Source organism: Aliidiomarina celeris, from assembly GCF_003316875.1.
Lineage (GTDB): Bacteria > Pseudomonadota > Gammaproteobacteria > Enterobacterales > Alteromonadaceae > Aliidiomarina > Aliidiomarina celeris.
In genome coordinates this window covers 39,768-54,376 of record NZ_QMIL01000001.1, presented here as the reverse complement: position 1 = coordinate 54,376, position 14,609 = coordinate 39,768, and the positions used below count along the sequence as shown (strand labels likewise).

Genomic DNA, 14,609 nt, shown 5'->3' with positions numbered 1-14,609 from the left:
CTTAGCCACCTAACTTCATAACGGTTCTCAGGGGCAAGCGCTTCATTAGAAACGCAATCAGGTTCCACGGCCAGCCCGGCACGTAGCTCTCTGGTTTTTCTTTTTCAATGGCGGCAACCATTGCTTTTACACCCGGTACGGTATCGATCATAAACGGCGTGCTTTTTACCTTTTCATTAATTTCTGAACGAATAAAACCCGGCATTACGCAGCTTACTTTTATCGGGCTTTTCGAACGAATTAAATCGGCGCGAATACCTTCACTCATATTCACCAAGCCGGCCTTACTGGCAGCATAAGCGGTCATAGCACGCGGCATGCCACGTAGCGCACTAACACTCGACACCGTTACCAAATGGCCGTTGTTCTGCGCTCTAAAAATTTCCAACGCTGCCTCGCATTGTGCCAAAGCGGCAACTAAATTGGTTTCAATGGTTGCTTTATTATGTTTAAAAAGCCCAGTTCCTAACGAACCGCCCTTCCCCATACCCGCGTTTACAATAATGCGGTCGAGCGTTCCAAACTCTGCTTTAAAGTCATTAAATACGGTAAACACCGCGTCGTGGTCATTCACATCTAGTGCTTTTAAACTCACCTTTACCTGCGGCCATTTTTGCTCAATTTCTGCTTGCAGTTCATGCAAGCGTTCTACCCGGCGTGCGCAAAGCGCTAAATTTCTGCCCTTGGCTGCAAATTGACGCGCCATTTCTGCGCCCAAGCCAGAGCTTGCACCCGTAATCAGTATGGTTTTACGTGTCATAACGGTACCTTGTTCTATCGATAAGTAAGCATGTGTTGGTATTTTCCACTCACATGGCTATGTTCATTCAAAGTCAGTAATTCGCGCTGCTCGCGCCGAAACAAAAAGCGGGTTAAGCTGGTGTTTACTAAACGTGCGTTTAAGGTCATTAAATGCGCTAAAGGCATTTGTAACGTGTTGATCACCGAACAGGCAATTGGCCCACCCGAAGTTACCACCCAAACACGATCATAATTTTTCACTACATCGTTTAAGTGTACCCACGCCTGCTCTACTCGCTCAGTAAAATGCGCCCAAGGTTCTGGGTATTCATCATCTGTTGGTCTTGCCTGCCATCGCTCTACCGCTTTCATAAATACCGGCAGTACACGTTCGGGTTCTTTCGACAATACATCGGCGAGGCTGCTTGGGTTTTCGTGCACATAAACGCGAATAACAGCACGGTGATCAAATTCATTCCAGCAGGCGTCGTCTACACAAATGGGTTCATAGGGTAACGCACCAAGGAAAGCGTTCACACTTTGTTGATGGCGCTTGAGTGTGCCATGAATTAAGCATTCTATCGGCTCTTCATTATTCATGACAAATTCCCCGAGCCGCTTGGCCTGTTCCGCGCCGAGCTCAGAGAGTTGGTCATAATCTTCGGCACCAAACGAGGCTTGGCCATGGCGTACAAGAGTGACTAACGCCATTTACACCCCCTTGCCCCGAATCACGCGTTTTGCGCGCCATTGCAAATAGTGCACAAGAAACCAAAAGTTTTTAAACGCGGGGTTGCGCGTTTGCTTGTGGTGATAACGATAATAAATTTGTTGTGCAATGACCGACAGCCGGAATAAACCAAAAGCTTCATAAAAGCGCATGTCGGTTTCGCTGCGCCCTGTTTTCTCCAGATAATAAGCAACCGCTTCTTTACGGGTAAACATGCCCGGCAAATGGGTCGGCTGGCGACGTGTAGCGCGCGCAATTCTGTCGTCGTCGGCTTGCACCCAGTACGCCAATAAATTACCCAGCTCTACCAAAGGGTCGCCAATAGTGGCCAGTTCCCAATCCAGTACGGCTAAAATTTCAGTGGGGTTATCAGGATTTAGAATAACGTTGTCGAAGCGAAAATCATTGTGGGTAATGCATAAGCTTTCTTGCCGTGGTTGATTCTCTTTCAGCCACTTCATAAGGCCTTTTGCCGACGGTACATTCCACGTTTTTGCTTTTTGATACCGTGAACTCCACCCCGCCACTTGGCGCTCAATATAACCTTCACCTTTACCCAGTGACTCTAGCCCCGCGCTTTTATAATCCACTTGGTGCAACGCTATTAATTGGTCGAGCATATGGGTGCATAATTGCCGCACCTCAGCTTCACTGAGTGTTACCGCCTTGGGTAAGTTCTTGCGCGGAATAATACCGGCAATACGTTCCATTACATAAAAGTCGCTGCCAATAATTTCGGTGCCGGCACAGTAGCCCACCATTTTCGGTACCGCTGGGTAAACTTTCGCGAGCGCAGCTTGCAGGTCATGCTCACGCTGCATATTGTGCGCCGACTTCGCCTTGGTGCCTGCCGGTGGCCTGCGTAATATCAAATCAGCGTTTTTATACGCCAGTCGATAAGTCCAATTCGACGCACCGCCAGGAAACTGAGTGACCTCAGGCTCCCCCTCTAATTCAGGTAAACGCTGCTTTAGCCACGTGTCTACCGCAGCAACATTGAACTTTTCTTGTTCGCGTACCGCTACGCCAGTATCAATTCCTTGTTCACCACTCATGAAGGCTCCCGATATTTCTTCAACTCTTGGCGTAACACCATGGCTTCATGTACTTCGTCGGGGCCGTCGGCCAAGCGCAGTGAACGCGCAACCGCATAAAACGCTGTAAGTGGATAATCGTTGCTTAAGCCGCCACCGCCATGAATTTGTATCGCATGATCAACCACCGACTCTAACATACGTGGCACCACCGCTTTGATACCGGCAATTTCACTGGCCGCATACTTTACCCCACGTTCGTCAATAACCCGCGCCGTATGCAAGGTATACAAACGCGCCTGATCAATCGCCATCCGATGCCGTGCAATGCGGCTACCATTGTCGCCTAATTTAATTAACGGTTGTCCAAAAGCCGTGCGTTGGCTTGCGCGCTTAATCAACAACTCCAAGCATCGCTCTGCCGCACCAATTGCCCGCATACAGTGGTGAATACGGCCTGGCCCCAAGCGCCCCTGTGCAATAGCAAAGCCAGCGCCTAAGCGGCCGATTACATTCGCCTTCGGCACACGCACCTCATTAAACTCCACTTCACCGTGGCCATAGGGGGCGTCGAAGTCACCAAACACCGGAAGCATACGGTGAATAGTTACGCCCGGCGCGTCGAGCGGTACTAACACCATGGAATGGCGCGCGTGCTTGTCGGCGTTCGGGTCTGTTAGGCCCATCACAATCGCTATTTTCGCGTTCGGGTGACCAAGCCCTGTCGACCACCATTTTCGCCCACTAATAACAACGTCGTCGCCGTCGGCAACAATTCGTGTTTGCATATTGGTGGCGTCGGAACTGGCAACCTGCGGTTCGGTCATACCAAATACGGAGCGAATTTCGCCAGCAAGCAGGGGCTCCAACCACTCACTCTTCTGCTGTTCGGTACCAAAATGATACAACACTTCCATATTGCCTGTGTCGGGCGCATTGCAGTTAAATATCTCAGGTGCAATTACACTTCGCCCCATAAGCTCCGCTAACGGCGCGTAGTCTGCAGTAGCAAGCCCTTGGCCTAAATGTTCGTCGGGTAAAAATAAATTCCATAGGCCTTCTGCACGGGCCAGCTCTTTTAACGCGTTAATCTGCGGGTGCACTTGCCAGTCTTGCCAATTCCCGTGTGCATTGGTGCCGTGTAACCAACTAAAATATTCGGCTTCGAAGGGTTCAATATGTTGTGTAATGAAGTGCTTGAGGCGCCCATACCAATGTTGCGCCTGCTCGGAATGACCCATAAGCATAAAACGGCTCTCTTGTTGTTTTTGTAGTGTGCTTCATCCTAGCGAACTTACACTGGACTGACCAGAAATTCGCACTAGGCTCGTCGTTTTCTCACGTGGCTTCGTCGTTGTTTTCGGCTTTCAGCTCAACCTCTTCATTCTGATCAAGCTCTTCGTTACGAATTCGCAATGCCTGCATTTCCTTGTTCATTAAACCGATACGTGCGTTCAGCCCGCCTATAATTTTATCTTTCATTATTTCGCGCGCCAAAATAGGTAACTTTCTAAAGTTTTCTGCGTCAATGCGCAGCATAATCATGTCGGTAACCGCCTGTACTGTGGCCGTTCGTGGTTCACGGGTTACAAACGACACCTCGCCAACGAATTGTCCTGCCGCTATGTCACCTACATGAATTCGGTCTCGATACACCTTCGCCTTGCCACTCATGACCACATAAATGCAGTAGTCGGGCTCGCCTTGTTGAATAAATTCAACGCCTGAGGCAGCATACTGAAACAGCCCTGGCGCCAACGTAAACTGGCGCTTGTCTTCAGAGCTCAACGACTTAAATAACTCCGCTCGGCTCAAGAGCTCCACCGCCCGTAACTTGCTTACATTATTGATCGGTTGTGTTTTCCCCATAGGTTTTCTCGCTTTCTTTGGCTTAAAAGGTGCTCAGTCCACTCCATTCCATCCAACGATAAAGCATAGCACTCCAAACGCTAGCGTCAGCATATACCGCGTAGTCCACACTGTAGCGATGTGTTTCGGTGTTCTGCCACTGCCTATTGAACCATGCGCGCCCCGCTTCCAGTGCCGGTTCATTCGCCGCACCAGTGAGCAAAACGCTGGTTTCTAAATTGAGGTTATGCATATTTCTGCGGGTAAAGTTAGTAGAGCCCAACAACATCGACACTTCGCTACCTTCATGCATAACCCATTTCGCATGGCACTGCTCACCTTGGGTATTACACCAACGCACCGCTACCCCAGCCTGCACAAGTTCATGAGCAACAGGTCGATTCGGGACACCATTTTTTTCGCGGCCAAAAGCGTCTTTGTTTGGGTCCAGCAATACGCGAACATCAACACCCCGTTTGGCGGCCCGTTTAAGCGCGTTAACCACCTGCCGATCCGACAAATAAAACACCGCCATACTCAAGGTTTCACCCACTCGAGCATGCTCAATTAACGCCAGTAACGCCTGCTCTACTGCGCGTTCGGTTAATATCTGTAACTGCGCAGGCTTATCGTGCATCTGCTCGTTCGCCACCGCTTTACGCTGTAAACCACTGCTTGCCAAAAAGCGATTGAGCTGAGCATGCGCGTTAACATCTGAAAACGCCAACACTGCCTGCTCGCTAGCCAATAAATCCCAGGCGGCTTGGCCACCAAACTTCAACGCCACATTGCCATGCGCACTGCTACCGTCGTGAGGATTAGCCGAAGTTACCAATGCCGTTAACTGTCCTTGTTGATCAGCTATCAGTAACTTGCGATGATTCGCTTTAAAGTTCAGCAAAGCAAGGTAGCTGCGCAAAGAAACACGACCCTCGCCAAAAGGGTTAGGCAGCCAACCATTGGTGCTATTGCCGAATGGCTTAATCAACAACCGCCACATACCTGAATATAATGGGTTACTGTCGCGCAGCTCGGTTAAATCCGTCAGCGACACATGAATACCGTTCTCTTCTAAGGCTGCAAAATGTTTCGACACAGCGCCGCCATAGAGCGTATTGAGTGGGTCCGAAATTACTTGAATGTGCATTGTCGGGTACTTTCTTTGCTGGGCAATTAACGCTTCCGTTAATTCGCTCGACAAACCGCGATGCACACTGGCTTCGCTTTCAATACCAAGAAAGTCGTTAAACAAAAACATGTCCAGCACAATAAGCTGCTCAGCGTTCGCTATCATCTGCATGATCGCGTCGAAAATAGTCTGCTGCACGTTACGCTCACCTTCGCCTTTACCTTCGGCAAGGGTAAAGCTCACGTCGGCAAGGAATTCAGGGGCGCTTACGTTGCGCGGCTCAGCGCTTAAGTTAAGCCCTTCCGGTAGGGGTTTATAAGCATTGTAGGTCGCAACGATCAGTACCAGTATGATAAAGCCGCCAATAAATCGCTTACCGCGAAACACGTTTCTGATGCTCATTTGTATCCATGCCCTAGCAAAGTTAACTCACTTGCAAAAAGCGAACGAGTTAAACAGACCATTAATATACGCTAACTCAAATGCATGTAGTGCACCTTATTAAAAGCTTGAGTTAGGCTCTTGCAAGAACGCTAATTCTTGCGCTGTAGAGGTTCTACCTAGAATAGCGTTTCGGTGAGGATAACGACCAAACCGGTCAATGATTGCTTTGTGTTTTACTTCAAAGTCTAGGTTTTCGGCATTGCCTAGGGCCTCAAATAGGCGCAATGCAACTGTATGAATAACAGCCGACTCGCTATGCATATAAGGCATATAAAGAAAACTCCGTTGAACTTCTGGCAACTGATGATCAAACCCCTTTGCCACGGCCGTTTGCGCAAGCGCCAGTGCAAGCGGATCGCTGGCAAAGGCTGCAGGCGTGTCGCGATACATATTACGTGAGAACTGATCTAACACGATAATTTCAGCCAAACTGCCTGCGGGTGTTTCCCGCCACCCATAAAGTTCGCCACTATACGCCTGATTATACAGCGCGCTGAATCGACGCTCGATTTCAGCATCGAAGTCCGCGTTTTTCTGCCACCACAACTGTGGCTCTATTTCTTCAAACCAAAACGACAACACCGCATCTTGCATTGTGAACTCCTTCATTCATTTCTCTTTTATTTATGCTTCACAGTAGCGAAAACAAATGCAATTACAAAGCTATATTGTTAATCCCCTTTTTTTCTTGCACTTTTACTGTGCGTGGCCTAGTATCTTGGTGCTGTGCAACACACGGTATGTGACAAACAGTAGGCAGTAAATAGTATGCAACAAACAGTATACGCCGCTTTACACTTGCCATTTTCGGCAAGAGGCTTCAACAAGGGAACATTATGGCAACAGATCCATTCGACAAACTTAGGCTCGAACTACGGCGCGGCGTTCTGGTGCTGGCCGTACTCGCCTCGTTGAGGAAACCGCACTATGGCTACTCACTACGCAAGCAACTGCAACAGGCGGGCGTTGATATCGACGAAGGCACCCTTTACCCACTCATTCGTCGGCTGGCCGACCAAGGCCTACTCCACAGTGAATGGCAACAAGGCGACGGTCGTGAACGCCGCTACTATCAACTTTCTGAACTTGGTAGTGAATTACTCGAAAAGCTCAGTGCAGAATGGGCAACACTGAATAGCGCCATTGCTCCGCTACTCCAAACTACAGTACAAGAGGACTAACCGATGGAACTTATTAATCGTTATATTGCAGCGGTGCAACGGGAGTTACCCGACAACAAACGCGAAGACATTGGGCGCGAATTACATGCCAATATTATGGATCAAGTAGACGCACTGTCGGAACAAAAAGCCGAACAAGGCGCAGAGCTGAACGAGGCGGATTTAATCGAATTGCTAAAAGAACTTGGCCACCCGCGCCATGTGGCTTTGCAATTCAGTCCGCCTAAAGCGTTTATAAGCGGCCAGCACAAAGCCTTGTACCTGCATACGCTGTCTGTCGCACTCATTATTATGTTTATGCTGGCGTTAATACAAACCACAGGGCGATGGTTAGACGCGCAGAGCACTAATTTCATTGCACTTGTCTTCGCTGTGGGTGGGCGATTCTTTGACCAAGCATTACTGGTGTTTACCGCCATAACACTGATCTTCGCTGCAATATCAGCGCAGCAGCCAGCAAACAAAAGTGGCGCAAATCAAAAAAAATGGAACCCGAGAACACTTCCGGCAGCCGAGCAAAAATGGAGCACCATTAGCCTACAAGACAGCTTTACCGACCTTGGCAGCTATGTGTTCCTACTGGTGTTGATTTGGTACCCCATGTCGCCTTTCGGCAGCCTTGAGAACAGCTTATTTACCGAGCAAGCTCTAAATATCTTGAAAGTTTTTAGTCTCTTTATTGTGCTTGGGGTCGGCTTGAGCGTTTGGCAACTTTTTACCCGGCTTTGGAGCAAGCCTATGCTCACACTGAGTGTTGTGGTAAATGTTGCGTTTTGTGCGGTTTTTGCATGGCTCGCGCTTTTCGTTCCCGTTTTGGAAAGCTCGTCTTTTGCATGGTCCGCATTTATCGACAGTGAGTCATTCCAAAAGAGCTTTCGAATTACCTTGCTTATTATTGCGCTATTCCCCGGCTATGAAGCAATGAGAGACAGCCTGCGGATTCGTCAATTGCGATCCAGTACTGGGTGACGGCTGAAAGTTCACAATCAAGCGAGCAATAGCAACAAAGCGGTCGCCAGAATAAAAATGTGAATAAAGGCTACATTAGTCGCCAGCAGTGGTACCGCCGTTTCAAGGTGCCACTGCTCGCTCAGCCGATACAAACCCAGAATAAGCTTTACAAGCAGAACACTACTAACAAGTACCAATAAAGTTAGTGTGGGTAACGCCTCCACAAGAACGCCGATAACCAAGCACGCAATCGCTACGCTGTGCAGCACAAGCACTACAAGCGTGCTTCGTTTCCGCCCTATAACGATGGGTAAATGCCGTCGTCCTACTTTTTTGTCGGCTTCAAGATCGGGAAACTGATTCACCAACAGCAAATTGCTAACCAACACAGTAACCATAAGCGCCAGAATCCAGCCGCCCAGCGGAATGTTGCTCACCGGAGAAAGCTGCATAGAGCCTGCGCTGATAAACAACCAAAACGCTCCCAAAGTCATCAGTAAGCCAAAACCAACCCCCGGTGCGAGCAAACATGCAATGGCAGAGCGATTTAAATAATGTGTGTAGGTATAAATCACCAACACACCCGGAATACCAATCCAGAGCAATGCAGCACCAAAACGTACCACTAATACAAGGCCCAGTACAATCACCACCATTAAACTGAATACGGCAAGCAAAAGAGCCCAGCGTGCAGCCGACGGATCGGCAACCAATGCACCGCTACCCCCACTAAACGGCGTTTTCGGCGTGAGAAAGTCCAGCCCAGAGCGGAAATCAAAGTACTCGTTGAAGGCGTTTACGCTAATGTGAGCTGCTATTGCCATAGTAACGACCAATATAAGCACGCCCACATTAAACGGAGCGCCAAGATACAGGCTATAGCTCAAAACAAGAAACACACAAGCGAGCGACAATGTAAGAAAGTTAAGCCGTGCAACGCCCAGCATTGTTTTTATCATGCAAAGTTCCCGCTTGTGTGAACCGTTATTAATCGTCGCTCGGTATAAAATTACCAAGCAAATCAAATAAACCAAGCCTAAAGTTACCAATTCGAACCAAGGCCCGCCAACCCAAATATCCGCCCAGAATCGCCTTCCACATAAAGCCAGAACCTTCGTAGACCGCTTTCAGCATATTTAACAGGTCGAAACTAAACACCATATTTAAGTAGGCTTTGTGAAAATCGAACATGAGCGTGCCGGCAATGGCCAAAACCAATGCAAACAATAATAGTTCAGTAACCAAAATAAAAATGAACTTAGGCAACGACCCAAAGCGGTCAATATCAAAATTAAGCGCACTGTATTTGAGTTGAAAAGAAAACTGGCGCAAGCGAATAAACAAACGCCAGGCGCCATAAAGAGCCAGTAATATTTTTATAATCAAGCCTGAGCTTGCCCATACGGCCTGCGCCATAGCACTTAAATTGAGTTCAGTTACCCGCTCATAGAACGGCGAGTTGGTGCCAAAACTCAGTATGCCGAGTACTGCGAGGATAATGAAAATAAAAACCAACTCTATGGCTATTACATAGGCTAGCCGTAGCGGCAGTGGCCACAAATTCTCCTTGCGAAAAGAAAAGCGAAACAGCGAGCTAGGCTTCCTGTGCTTCCATTCTCTGTTATAGGCGTCACTTTCCAACCAATCGGCAGCGCTGTAATACGAAGTACGCTCAACCGGTTCAAGATCGTGCACATTGAATACTTTATTCCAGCCATAATGAATGTAGCTAAATACATGTTTGAAGATCACCACTAGGGCAGAAGACGCCACGATAATAATAAATATTGCAAACTTGTCGAGGGCTAAAAAAGTCCAAAACGCAAATAAGGTTGCAAAAACCAGCCCGATAATTAGCCACCAACGTTGGTTCTCTTTACAGCTTCTAATCCATGAATTGTGGGGCTCTTCAAACTTGGAATTCTCTTGGCCTGGTGCCGCCCGTTTGTCGCGGTCTCCCAGTGGCAAATGCACCATAACACTTAGAGCAAAATAAAGTGCCACAAAACCAAGCCCGAACAAGAATGTCGACAACAAGGTGGCGTCACTTTGGCTTAAACCTAAGGTAAACGCGCGCACAACAAGTACCGTTATATGCACAAATAATGGGTTCGTAAGTTGTGCTTGCCACGCTTCAAAACCCACTTCACTAATAGCGTTCGCAGTACGCAGCACAATAATAGCCGCGAACAGAAACGCTGAATAAAGATAAGCACGTTGAAAGAAGCCACGAATTTCATAGCTAAAGGTAGCGGCGCGCACTTCCCCGTCTAAACCATAGAAGAAGAAACGATTTAGCATGAGTTGCACAAACATAATCAAAAAGTACGGCCACGCCATCAGCGCCAAAAACTCAGAAATACGCCCAACAACGTAATTCAGCACCCCAGACGTTTGAGGAATAAACGGCCAGTACAGGTGCTCAATCCAAAATACGAACAAAATAATAGCAATGGCGAGCATGCGCCGATTCAGATGACGCATGTAAAGTTGGTAATCTCTCATTGGTTACATCCATTTTTTCTTTTTATTATTCTATTTTTTAGCCTGCTCGACACGTCCTTTGCTTTGTATCGACAGGAATCGAGGTTGTATTCACAGAAGGCAGTCTACAGTAACGATTTACCACGCTTCAAGCCTAACTCACGAATTCGTAAGCAGTTTAACGTGCCAGTTCAAGGGAAACCGACACGCGCCCCAACGGGGTGAGACCCACAAGAGCAACAAAAAAGCGCCCGAAGGCGCTTTTTTTACTGTACTTGCTTTTTAAGGCAAGCGAATTACCAGCCTGTTTTCTCACGCAATGCAGCGCCGATATCGGCTAGGCTGCGCACAGTTTTCACGCCCGCAGCTTCTAGAGCAGCAAATTTCTCGTCTGCTGTTCCTTTACCACCAGAAATAATCGCACCGGCATGGCCCATACGCTTACCTGGAGGCGCAGTAACACCGGCAATATAAGAAACAACCGGCTTCGTTACATTATGCTTAATGTACTCAGCTGCTTCCTCTTCTGCGGTACCACCAATTTCACCGATCATTACAATCGCTTCAGTGGCAGGATCTTTTTCGAACATTTCTAAAATGTCGATAAAGTTAGAACCTGGAATCGGGTCACCACCGATACCAACACAGGTTGACTGTCCGAAGCCTTCATCGGTGGTTTGTTTCACTGCTTCGTACGTCAACGTACCAGAGCGAGAAACAATACCAACTTTACCTGGCTTGTGAATGTGACCTGGCATGATACCAATCTTACATTCACCTGGGGTAATAACGCCTGGGCAGTTTGGACCGATCATACGCACGCCTTTGTGCGTAAGGTACTCTTTCACATACAACATATCCAAAGTTGGAATGCCTTCAGTGATACAGATAATCAGTTCAATACCCGCGTCTGCAGCTTCAATAATGGAGTCTTTACAGAAAGGGGCAGGAACATAAATTACAGACGCTGTTGCACCTGTTTCTGCTACTGCTTCTTTTACTGTGTTAAACACTGGCAAACCTAGGTGCGTTTGGCCACCTTTACCAGGGGTCACACCACCAACCATTTGTGTACCATAAGCAATTGCTTGCTCTGAGTGGAAAGTACCCTGACCACCTGTAAAACCTTGGCAAATCACTTTGGTGTTTTTATCGATCAAAATAGACATTATTGACCTCCGGCTGCGGCAGCAACAACTTTCTGAGCTGCGTCTGTCAAGCTAGTAGCAGCTTCAATATTTAAGCCGCTCTCGGCGAGTTTTTGCGTTCCAAGCTCTGCATTATTCCCTTCAAGGCGAACCACTACAGGAACTTTAACACCTACTTCTTCTACTGCACCGATAATACCTTCTGCAATCATGTCACAACGCACAATTCCGCCGAAGATGTTTACGAATACTGCTTTTACGTTGTCGTCAGACAAAATGATTTTGAACGCTTCAGAAACACGTTCTTTGGTTGCACCGCCACCAACATCTAGGAAGTTGGCTGGCTCACCGCCGCTTAATTTCACTATGTCCATGGTTCCCATTGCCAAACCAGCACCGTTAACCATACAGCCAATATTGCCGTCGAGGGCTACATAGTTCAGTTCGAACTTGGCAGCATGCGCTTCGCGGGCATCTTCCTGTGAAGGATCGTGCATTTCTTTAAGCTTAGGCTGACGGTACATCGCGTTACTGTCGATGTTGATTTTACCGTCTAAGCAATGCAAGTTCCCTTCGTCGGTAATCACCAGCGGGTTGATTTCCAACAACGCAAAGTCGTATTGCTCGAACATTTTGGCTAAGCCGAGGAAGATCTTGGTGAACTGCTTCACTTGGTCTGGGTTCAAACCTAATTGGAAAGCTAAATCACGACCTTGGAAAGGCTGCGGGCCTACCGTAGGGTCAATAATGGCTTTCAGAATTTTTTCTGGCGTTTCTTCAGCAACTTTTTCAATTTCTACGCCGCCTTCAGTTGAAGCCATGAACACAATTTTACGTGTTGCACGGTCAACTACTGCGCCTAAATAAAGCTCTTTTGCAATATCAGTGCAGCTTTCAACGAGAATTTTCGCAACCGGCTGACCGTTTGCGTCTGTTTGATAGGTTACTAGGTTTTTACCCACCCAGTTGTCGGCAAACGCACGTACTTCGTCGAGGCTAGAAACGAGTTTAACACCACCCGCTTTACCACGGCCGCCGGCGTGTACCTGACATTTAACGACCCACTTGTCGCCACCAATTTTCTTAGCTGCTTCTACAGCTTCGTCTGCCGTGTCTACTGCGTATCCGTCAGATACCGGTAGGCCGAACTCTCTGAAAAGCTGTTTTGCTTGATACTCATGCAAATTCATGATGCTTGTTCCGTCTGTTCATTCAAAACGAAAGCAGCCGTAGCTGCTTACCCGAATTTTCGCGCCGTATTATACGTTTTTACACGCGTCGTTGCTACCACGCGAAAGAACAGCGGCAGCTTTCAATGCTGCCGCCACAAGTGCCGTTAGATATCCAACAATAAACGCTGAGGATCTTCGAGCAGGTTTTTCACGGTGACTAAGAAGCCCACCGATTCTTTTCCGTCGATAATGCGGTGGTCATAAGACAACGCTAAATACATCATCGGAAGAATTTCTACTTTACCGTCAACCGCCATAGGACGATCTTGGATTTTGTGCATACCCAAAATTGCACTTTGTGGTGGGTTCAAAATCGGTGTCGACAACAATGAACCAAATACACCACCGTTGGTAATGGTGAAGTTACCGCCCTGCATTTCGTCAAGGGTAAGCTTGCCGTCACGGCCTTTAATCGCCAACTCTTTAATGCCGGCTTCAATCTCAGCCAAGCTCAACTTGTCGGCGTCGCGCAATACTGGCGTTACCAATCCACGCGGCGTAGACACAGCAATGCTTACGTCGAAATAGTTGTGATATACAATGTCATCACCATCAATCGACGCATTCACTTCTGGGAAGCGTTTTAAGGCTTCTACCACAGCTTTCACGTAGAACGACATAAAACCTAAACGAATACCGTGGCGGTCTTCGAACTCTTTCTGGTAGGTTTTACGCAAGTCCATAATTGGCTTCATGTTCACTTCGTTGAACGTGGTCAACATAGCCGTAGAATTTTTTGCTTCTAACAAACGTTTCGCAATGGTTTTGCGTAAACGTGTCATCGGCACACGCTTCTGCGTGCGATCGCCACCTACTGCTTGCGGCGCAGATTTGCTTTCAGCACTGCTTGCAGACTTCTTCTCACCCGCAGACTTCACATGCTTCTCCACATCTTCTTTGGTCAAACGACCGTCTTTACCGGTGCCTTTCACGTCACTGGCTTTTAAATCATGTTCGGCTAACAAACGACGCACAGACGGGCTGATTGCATCTGAAGCGTCTTTGTCTGAACTGCTCTCTGCACTTTCGTTCGACGCTTTGCTCTCGCTCTTGCTTTTCGAACTTGAGCTTTTCGCCGCTGCACCTTTTACAATTTTACCAATCACTTCTTTAGCGCCAACATTCGCACCTTCGTCGTGAATAATTTCTTCCAACACGCCGTCGGCTTCAGCAACAACTTCAAGCACAACCTTGTCGGTTTCAATGTCCACGAGGTTTTGATCGCGGCTTACTTTGTCGCCTGCTTTTACATGCCAAGTTGCAATCGTTGCTTCCGACACAGACTCAGGCAATTCAGGAACTACAACCTCAATGCTTTCACCGCTGGTATCGTCGCCTTGCTCTTCAGTGTCGCTGTCGTCAGCGTCATCAGCAGCGTTGTCTTCGGCTGCATCGGCGTCGCTGTTGTCAGCGTCTTTGCTGTCTGCCTTGTCGCTGCCTGAAGCCGAACCCTCTTCAATGTTTCCAATGACTTGCTGGCCTTCAACGGTATCGCCTTCTTGCGCAGTAATTTTACCCACTACACCGTCTGCTTCCGCCACAACTTCAAGCACAACTTTATCGGTTTCAATATCGACAAGGTTTTGGTCACGGCTTACCGTGTCGCCTTCTTTTACGTGCCATGTTGCAATGGTTCCGTCTGCAACACTTTCCGGTAATTCAGGTACTTTAATATCAATTGCCATGG

Annotated in this window: 14 protein-coding genes; 2 read left to right on the top strand and 12 right to left on the bottom strand. The window is 47.9% G+C overall.

What is annotated here, in order from left to right:
- Window position 1 precedes the first annotated feature (1 nt).
- The 7 genes from DQW12_RS00255 to DQW12_RS00225 form a co-directional block, all read right to left on the bottom strand.
- Window positions 2-760 (bottom strand): SDR family oxidoreductase, encoded by a 759-nt coding sequence (locus DQW12_RS00255; protein WP_113905718.1) that lies wholly within the window; start codon window positions 758-760, stop codon window positions 2-4.
- 14 nt (window positions 761-774) lie between these two features.
- Window positions 775-1,452, bottom strand: a complete 678-nt coding sequence (locus DQW12_RS00250) for a histidine phosphatase family protein (RefSeq protein WP_113905717.1) — start codon at window positions 1,450-1,452, stop codon at window positions 775-777.
- Window positions 1,453-2,526 carry a phosphotransferase family protein gene (locus DQW12_RS00245; protein ID WP_113905716.1) on the bottom strand — a complete coding sequence of 358 codons (1,074 nt, stop codon included), beginning with the start codon at window positions 2,524-2,526 and terminating at the stop codon, window positions 1,453-1,455.
- Complete coding sequence (locus DQW12_RS00240) at window positions 2,523-3,752, bottom strand: acyl-CoA dehydrogenase family protein (RefSeq protein ID WP_113905715.1); 1,230 nt, start codon at window positions 3,750-3,752, stop codon at window positions 2,523-2,525. The genes DQW12_RS00245 and DQW12_RS00240 overlap by 4 nt, the downstream gene beginning before the upstream one ends.
- A 91-nt stretch (window positions 3,753-3,843) precedes the next feature.
- The gene (locus tag DQW12_RS00235) at window positions 3,844-4,374 is read right to left on the bottom strand and encodes a cyclic nucleotide-binding domain-containing protein (protein ID WP_113905714.1); all 531 of its coding nucleotides are present in this window, start codon (window positions 4,372-4,374) and stop codon (window positions 3,844-3,846) included.
- A 22-nt stretch (window positions 4,375-4,396) separates the two neighbouring features.
- Window positions 4,397-5,884, bottom strand: a complete 1,488-nt coding sequence (locus DQW12_RS00230) for a phospholipase D family protein (RefSeq protein ID WP_113905713.1) — start codon at window positions 5,882-5,884, stop codon at window positions 4,397-4,399.
- A gap of 99 nt (window positions 5,885-5,983) precedes the next feature.
- Window positions 5,984-6,535: a DUF924 family protein gene (locus DQW12_RS00225; RefSeq protein ID WP_232819849.1), complete on the bottom strand. Its 552-nt coding sequence runs from the start codon at window positions 6,533-6,535 to the stop codon at window positions 5,984-5,986.
- 227 nt (window positions 6,536-6,762) lie between these two features.
- Here DQW12_RS00225 and DQW12_RS00220 point away from each other — a divergent pair, with 227 nt between their 5' ends.
- Both DQW12_RS00220 and DQW12_RS00215 read left to right on the top strand, forming a co-directional pair.
- Window positions 6,763-7,107, top strand: coding sequence for a PadR family transcriptional regulator (locus tag DQW12_RS00220; protein WP_113905711.1), 345 nt, complete (start codon window positions 6,763-6,765; stop codon window positions 7,105-7,107).
- A gap of 3 nt (window positions 7,108-7,110) precedes the next feature.
- On the top strand, window positions 7,111-8,076 hold the full coding sequence (locus DQW12_RS00215; RefSeq protein WP_113905710.1) for a hypothetical protein: 966 nt from the start codon (window positions 7,111-7,113) through the stop codon (window positions 8,074-8,076).
- Between the two features lie 17 nt (window positions 8,077-8,093).
- Here the strand turns inward: DQW12_RS00215 and DQW12_RS00210 are convergent, their stop codons facing one another.
- The 5 genes from DQW12_RS00210 to odhB form a co-directional block, all read right to left on the bottom strand.
- Window positions 8,094-9,017 (bottom strand): prenyltransferase, encoded by a 924-nt coding sequence (locus tag DQW12_RS00210; protein ID WP_113905709.1) that lies wholly within the window; start codon window positions 9,015-9,017, stop codon window positions 8,094-8,096.
- 28 nt (window positions 9,018-9,045) lie between these two features.
- Window positions 9,046-10,563 (bottom strand): hypothetical protein, encoded by a 1,518-nt coding sequence (locus DQW12_RS00205; protein ID WP_157957797.1) that lies wholly within the window; start codon window positions 10,561-10,563, stop codon window positions 9,046-9,048.
- Between the two features lie 275 nt (window positions 10,564-10,838).
- The gene (gene sucD / locus DQW12_RS00200; RefSeq protein ID WP_113905707.1) at window positions 10,839-11,711 is read right to left on the bottom strand and encodes a succinate--CoA ligase subunit alpha; all 873 of its coding nucleotides are present in this window, start codon (window positions 11,709-11,711) and stop codon (window positions 10,839-10,841) included.
- The gene (gene sucC / locus DQW12_RS00195; RefSeq protein ID WP_113905706.1) at window positions 11,711-12,880 is read right to left on the bottom strand and encodes an ADP-forming succinate--CoA ligase subunit beta; all 1,170 of its coding nucleotides are present in this window, start codon (window positions 12,878-12,880) and stop codon (window positions 11,711-11,713) included. Before sucC ends, sucD begins: the two co-directional genes overlap by 1 nt.
- 146 nt (window positions 12,881-13,026) lie before the next feature.
- Window positions 13,027-14,607: a 2-oxoglutarate dehydrogenase complex dihydrolipoyllysine-residue succinyltransferase gene (odhB, locus tag DQW12_RS00190; RefSeq protein WP_113905705.1), complete on the bottom strand. Its 1,581-nt coding sequence runs from the start codon at window positions 14,605-14,607 to the stop codon at window positions 13,027-13,029.
- Window positions 14,608-14,609 lie beyond the last annotated feature (2 nt).

Coding starts and splice junctions, on each gene's coding strand:
- DQW12_RS00255 (WP_113905718.1), bottom strand. CDS start 760: ATGACACGTAAAACCATACTGATTACGGGTGCAAGCTCTGGCTTGGGC.
- sucC (WP_113905706.1), bottom strand. CDS start 12,880: ATGAATTTGCATGAGTATCAAGCAAAACAGCTTTTCAGAGAGTTCGGC.
- DQW12_RS00210 (WP_113905709.1), bottom strand. CDS start 9,017: ATGATAAAAACAATGCTGGGCGTTGCACGGCTTAACTTTCTTACATTG.
- DQW12_RS00215 (WP_113905710.1), top strand. CDS start 7,111: ATGGAACTTATTAATCGTTATATTGCAGCGGTGCAACGGGAGTTACCC.
- DQW12_RS00250 (WP_113905717.1), bottom strand. CDS start 1,452: ATGGCGTTAGTCACTCTTGTACGCCATGGCCAAGCCTCGTTTGGTGCC.
- DQW12_RS00220 (WP_113905711.1), top strand. CDS start 6,763: ATGGCAACAGATCCATTCGACAAACTTAGGCTCGAACTACGGCGCGGC.
- sucD (WP_113905707.1), bottom strand. CDS start 11,711: ATGTCTATTTTGATCGATAAAAACACCAAAGTGATTTGCCAAGGTTTT.
- DQW12_RS00235 (WP_113905714.1), bottom strand. CDS start 4,374: ATGGGGAAAACACAACCGATCAATAATGTAAGCAAGTTACGGGCGGTG.
- DQW12_RS00245 (WP_113905716.1), bottom strand. CDS start 2,526: ATGAGTGGTGAACAAGGAATTGATACTGGCGTAGCGGTACGCGAACAA.
- DQW12_RS00225 (WP_232819849.1), bottom strand. CDS start 6,535: ATGAAGGAGTTCACAATGCAAGATGCGGTGTTGTCGTTTTGGTTTGAA.
- DQW12_RS00205 (WP_157957797.1), bottom strand. CDS start 10,563: ATGAGAGATTACCAACTTTACATGCGTCATCTGAATCGGCGCATGCTC.
- DQW12_RS00230 (WP_113905713.1), bottom strand. CDS start 5,884: ATGAGCATCAGAAACGTGTTTCGCGGTAAGCGATTTATTGGCGGCTTT.
- odhB (WP_113905705.1), bottom strand. CDS start 14,607: ATGGCAATTGATATTAAAGTACCTGAATTACCGGAAAGTGTTGCAGAC.
- DQW12_RS00240 (WP_113905715.1), bottom strand. CDS start 3,752: ATGCTTATGGGTCATTCCGAGCAGGCGCAACATTGGTATGGGCGCCTC.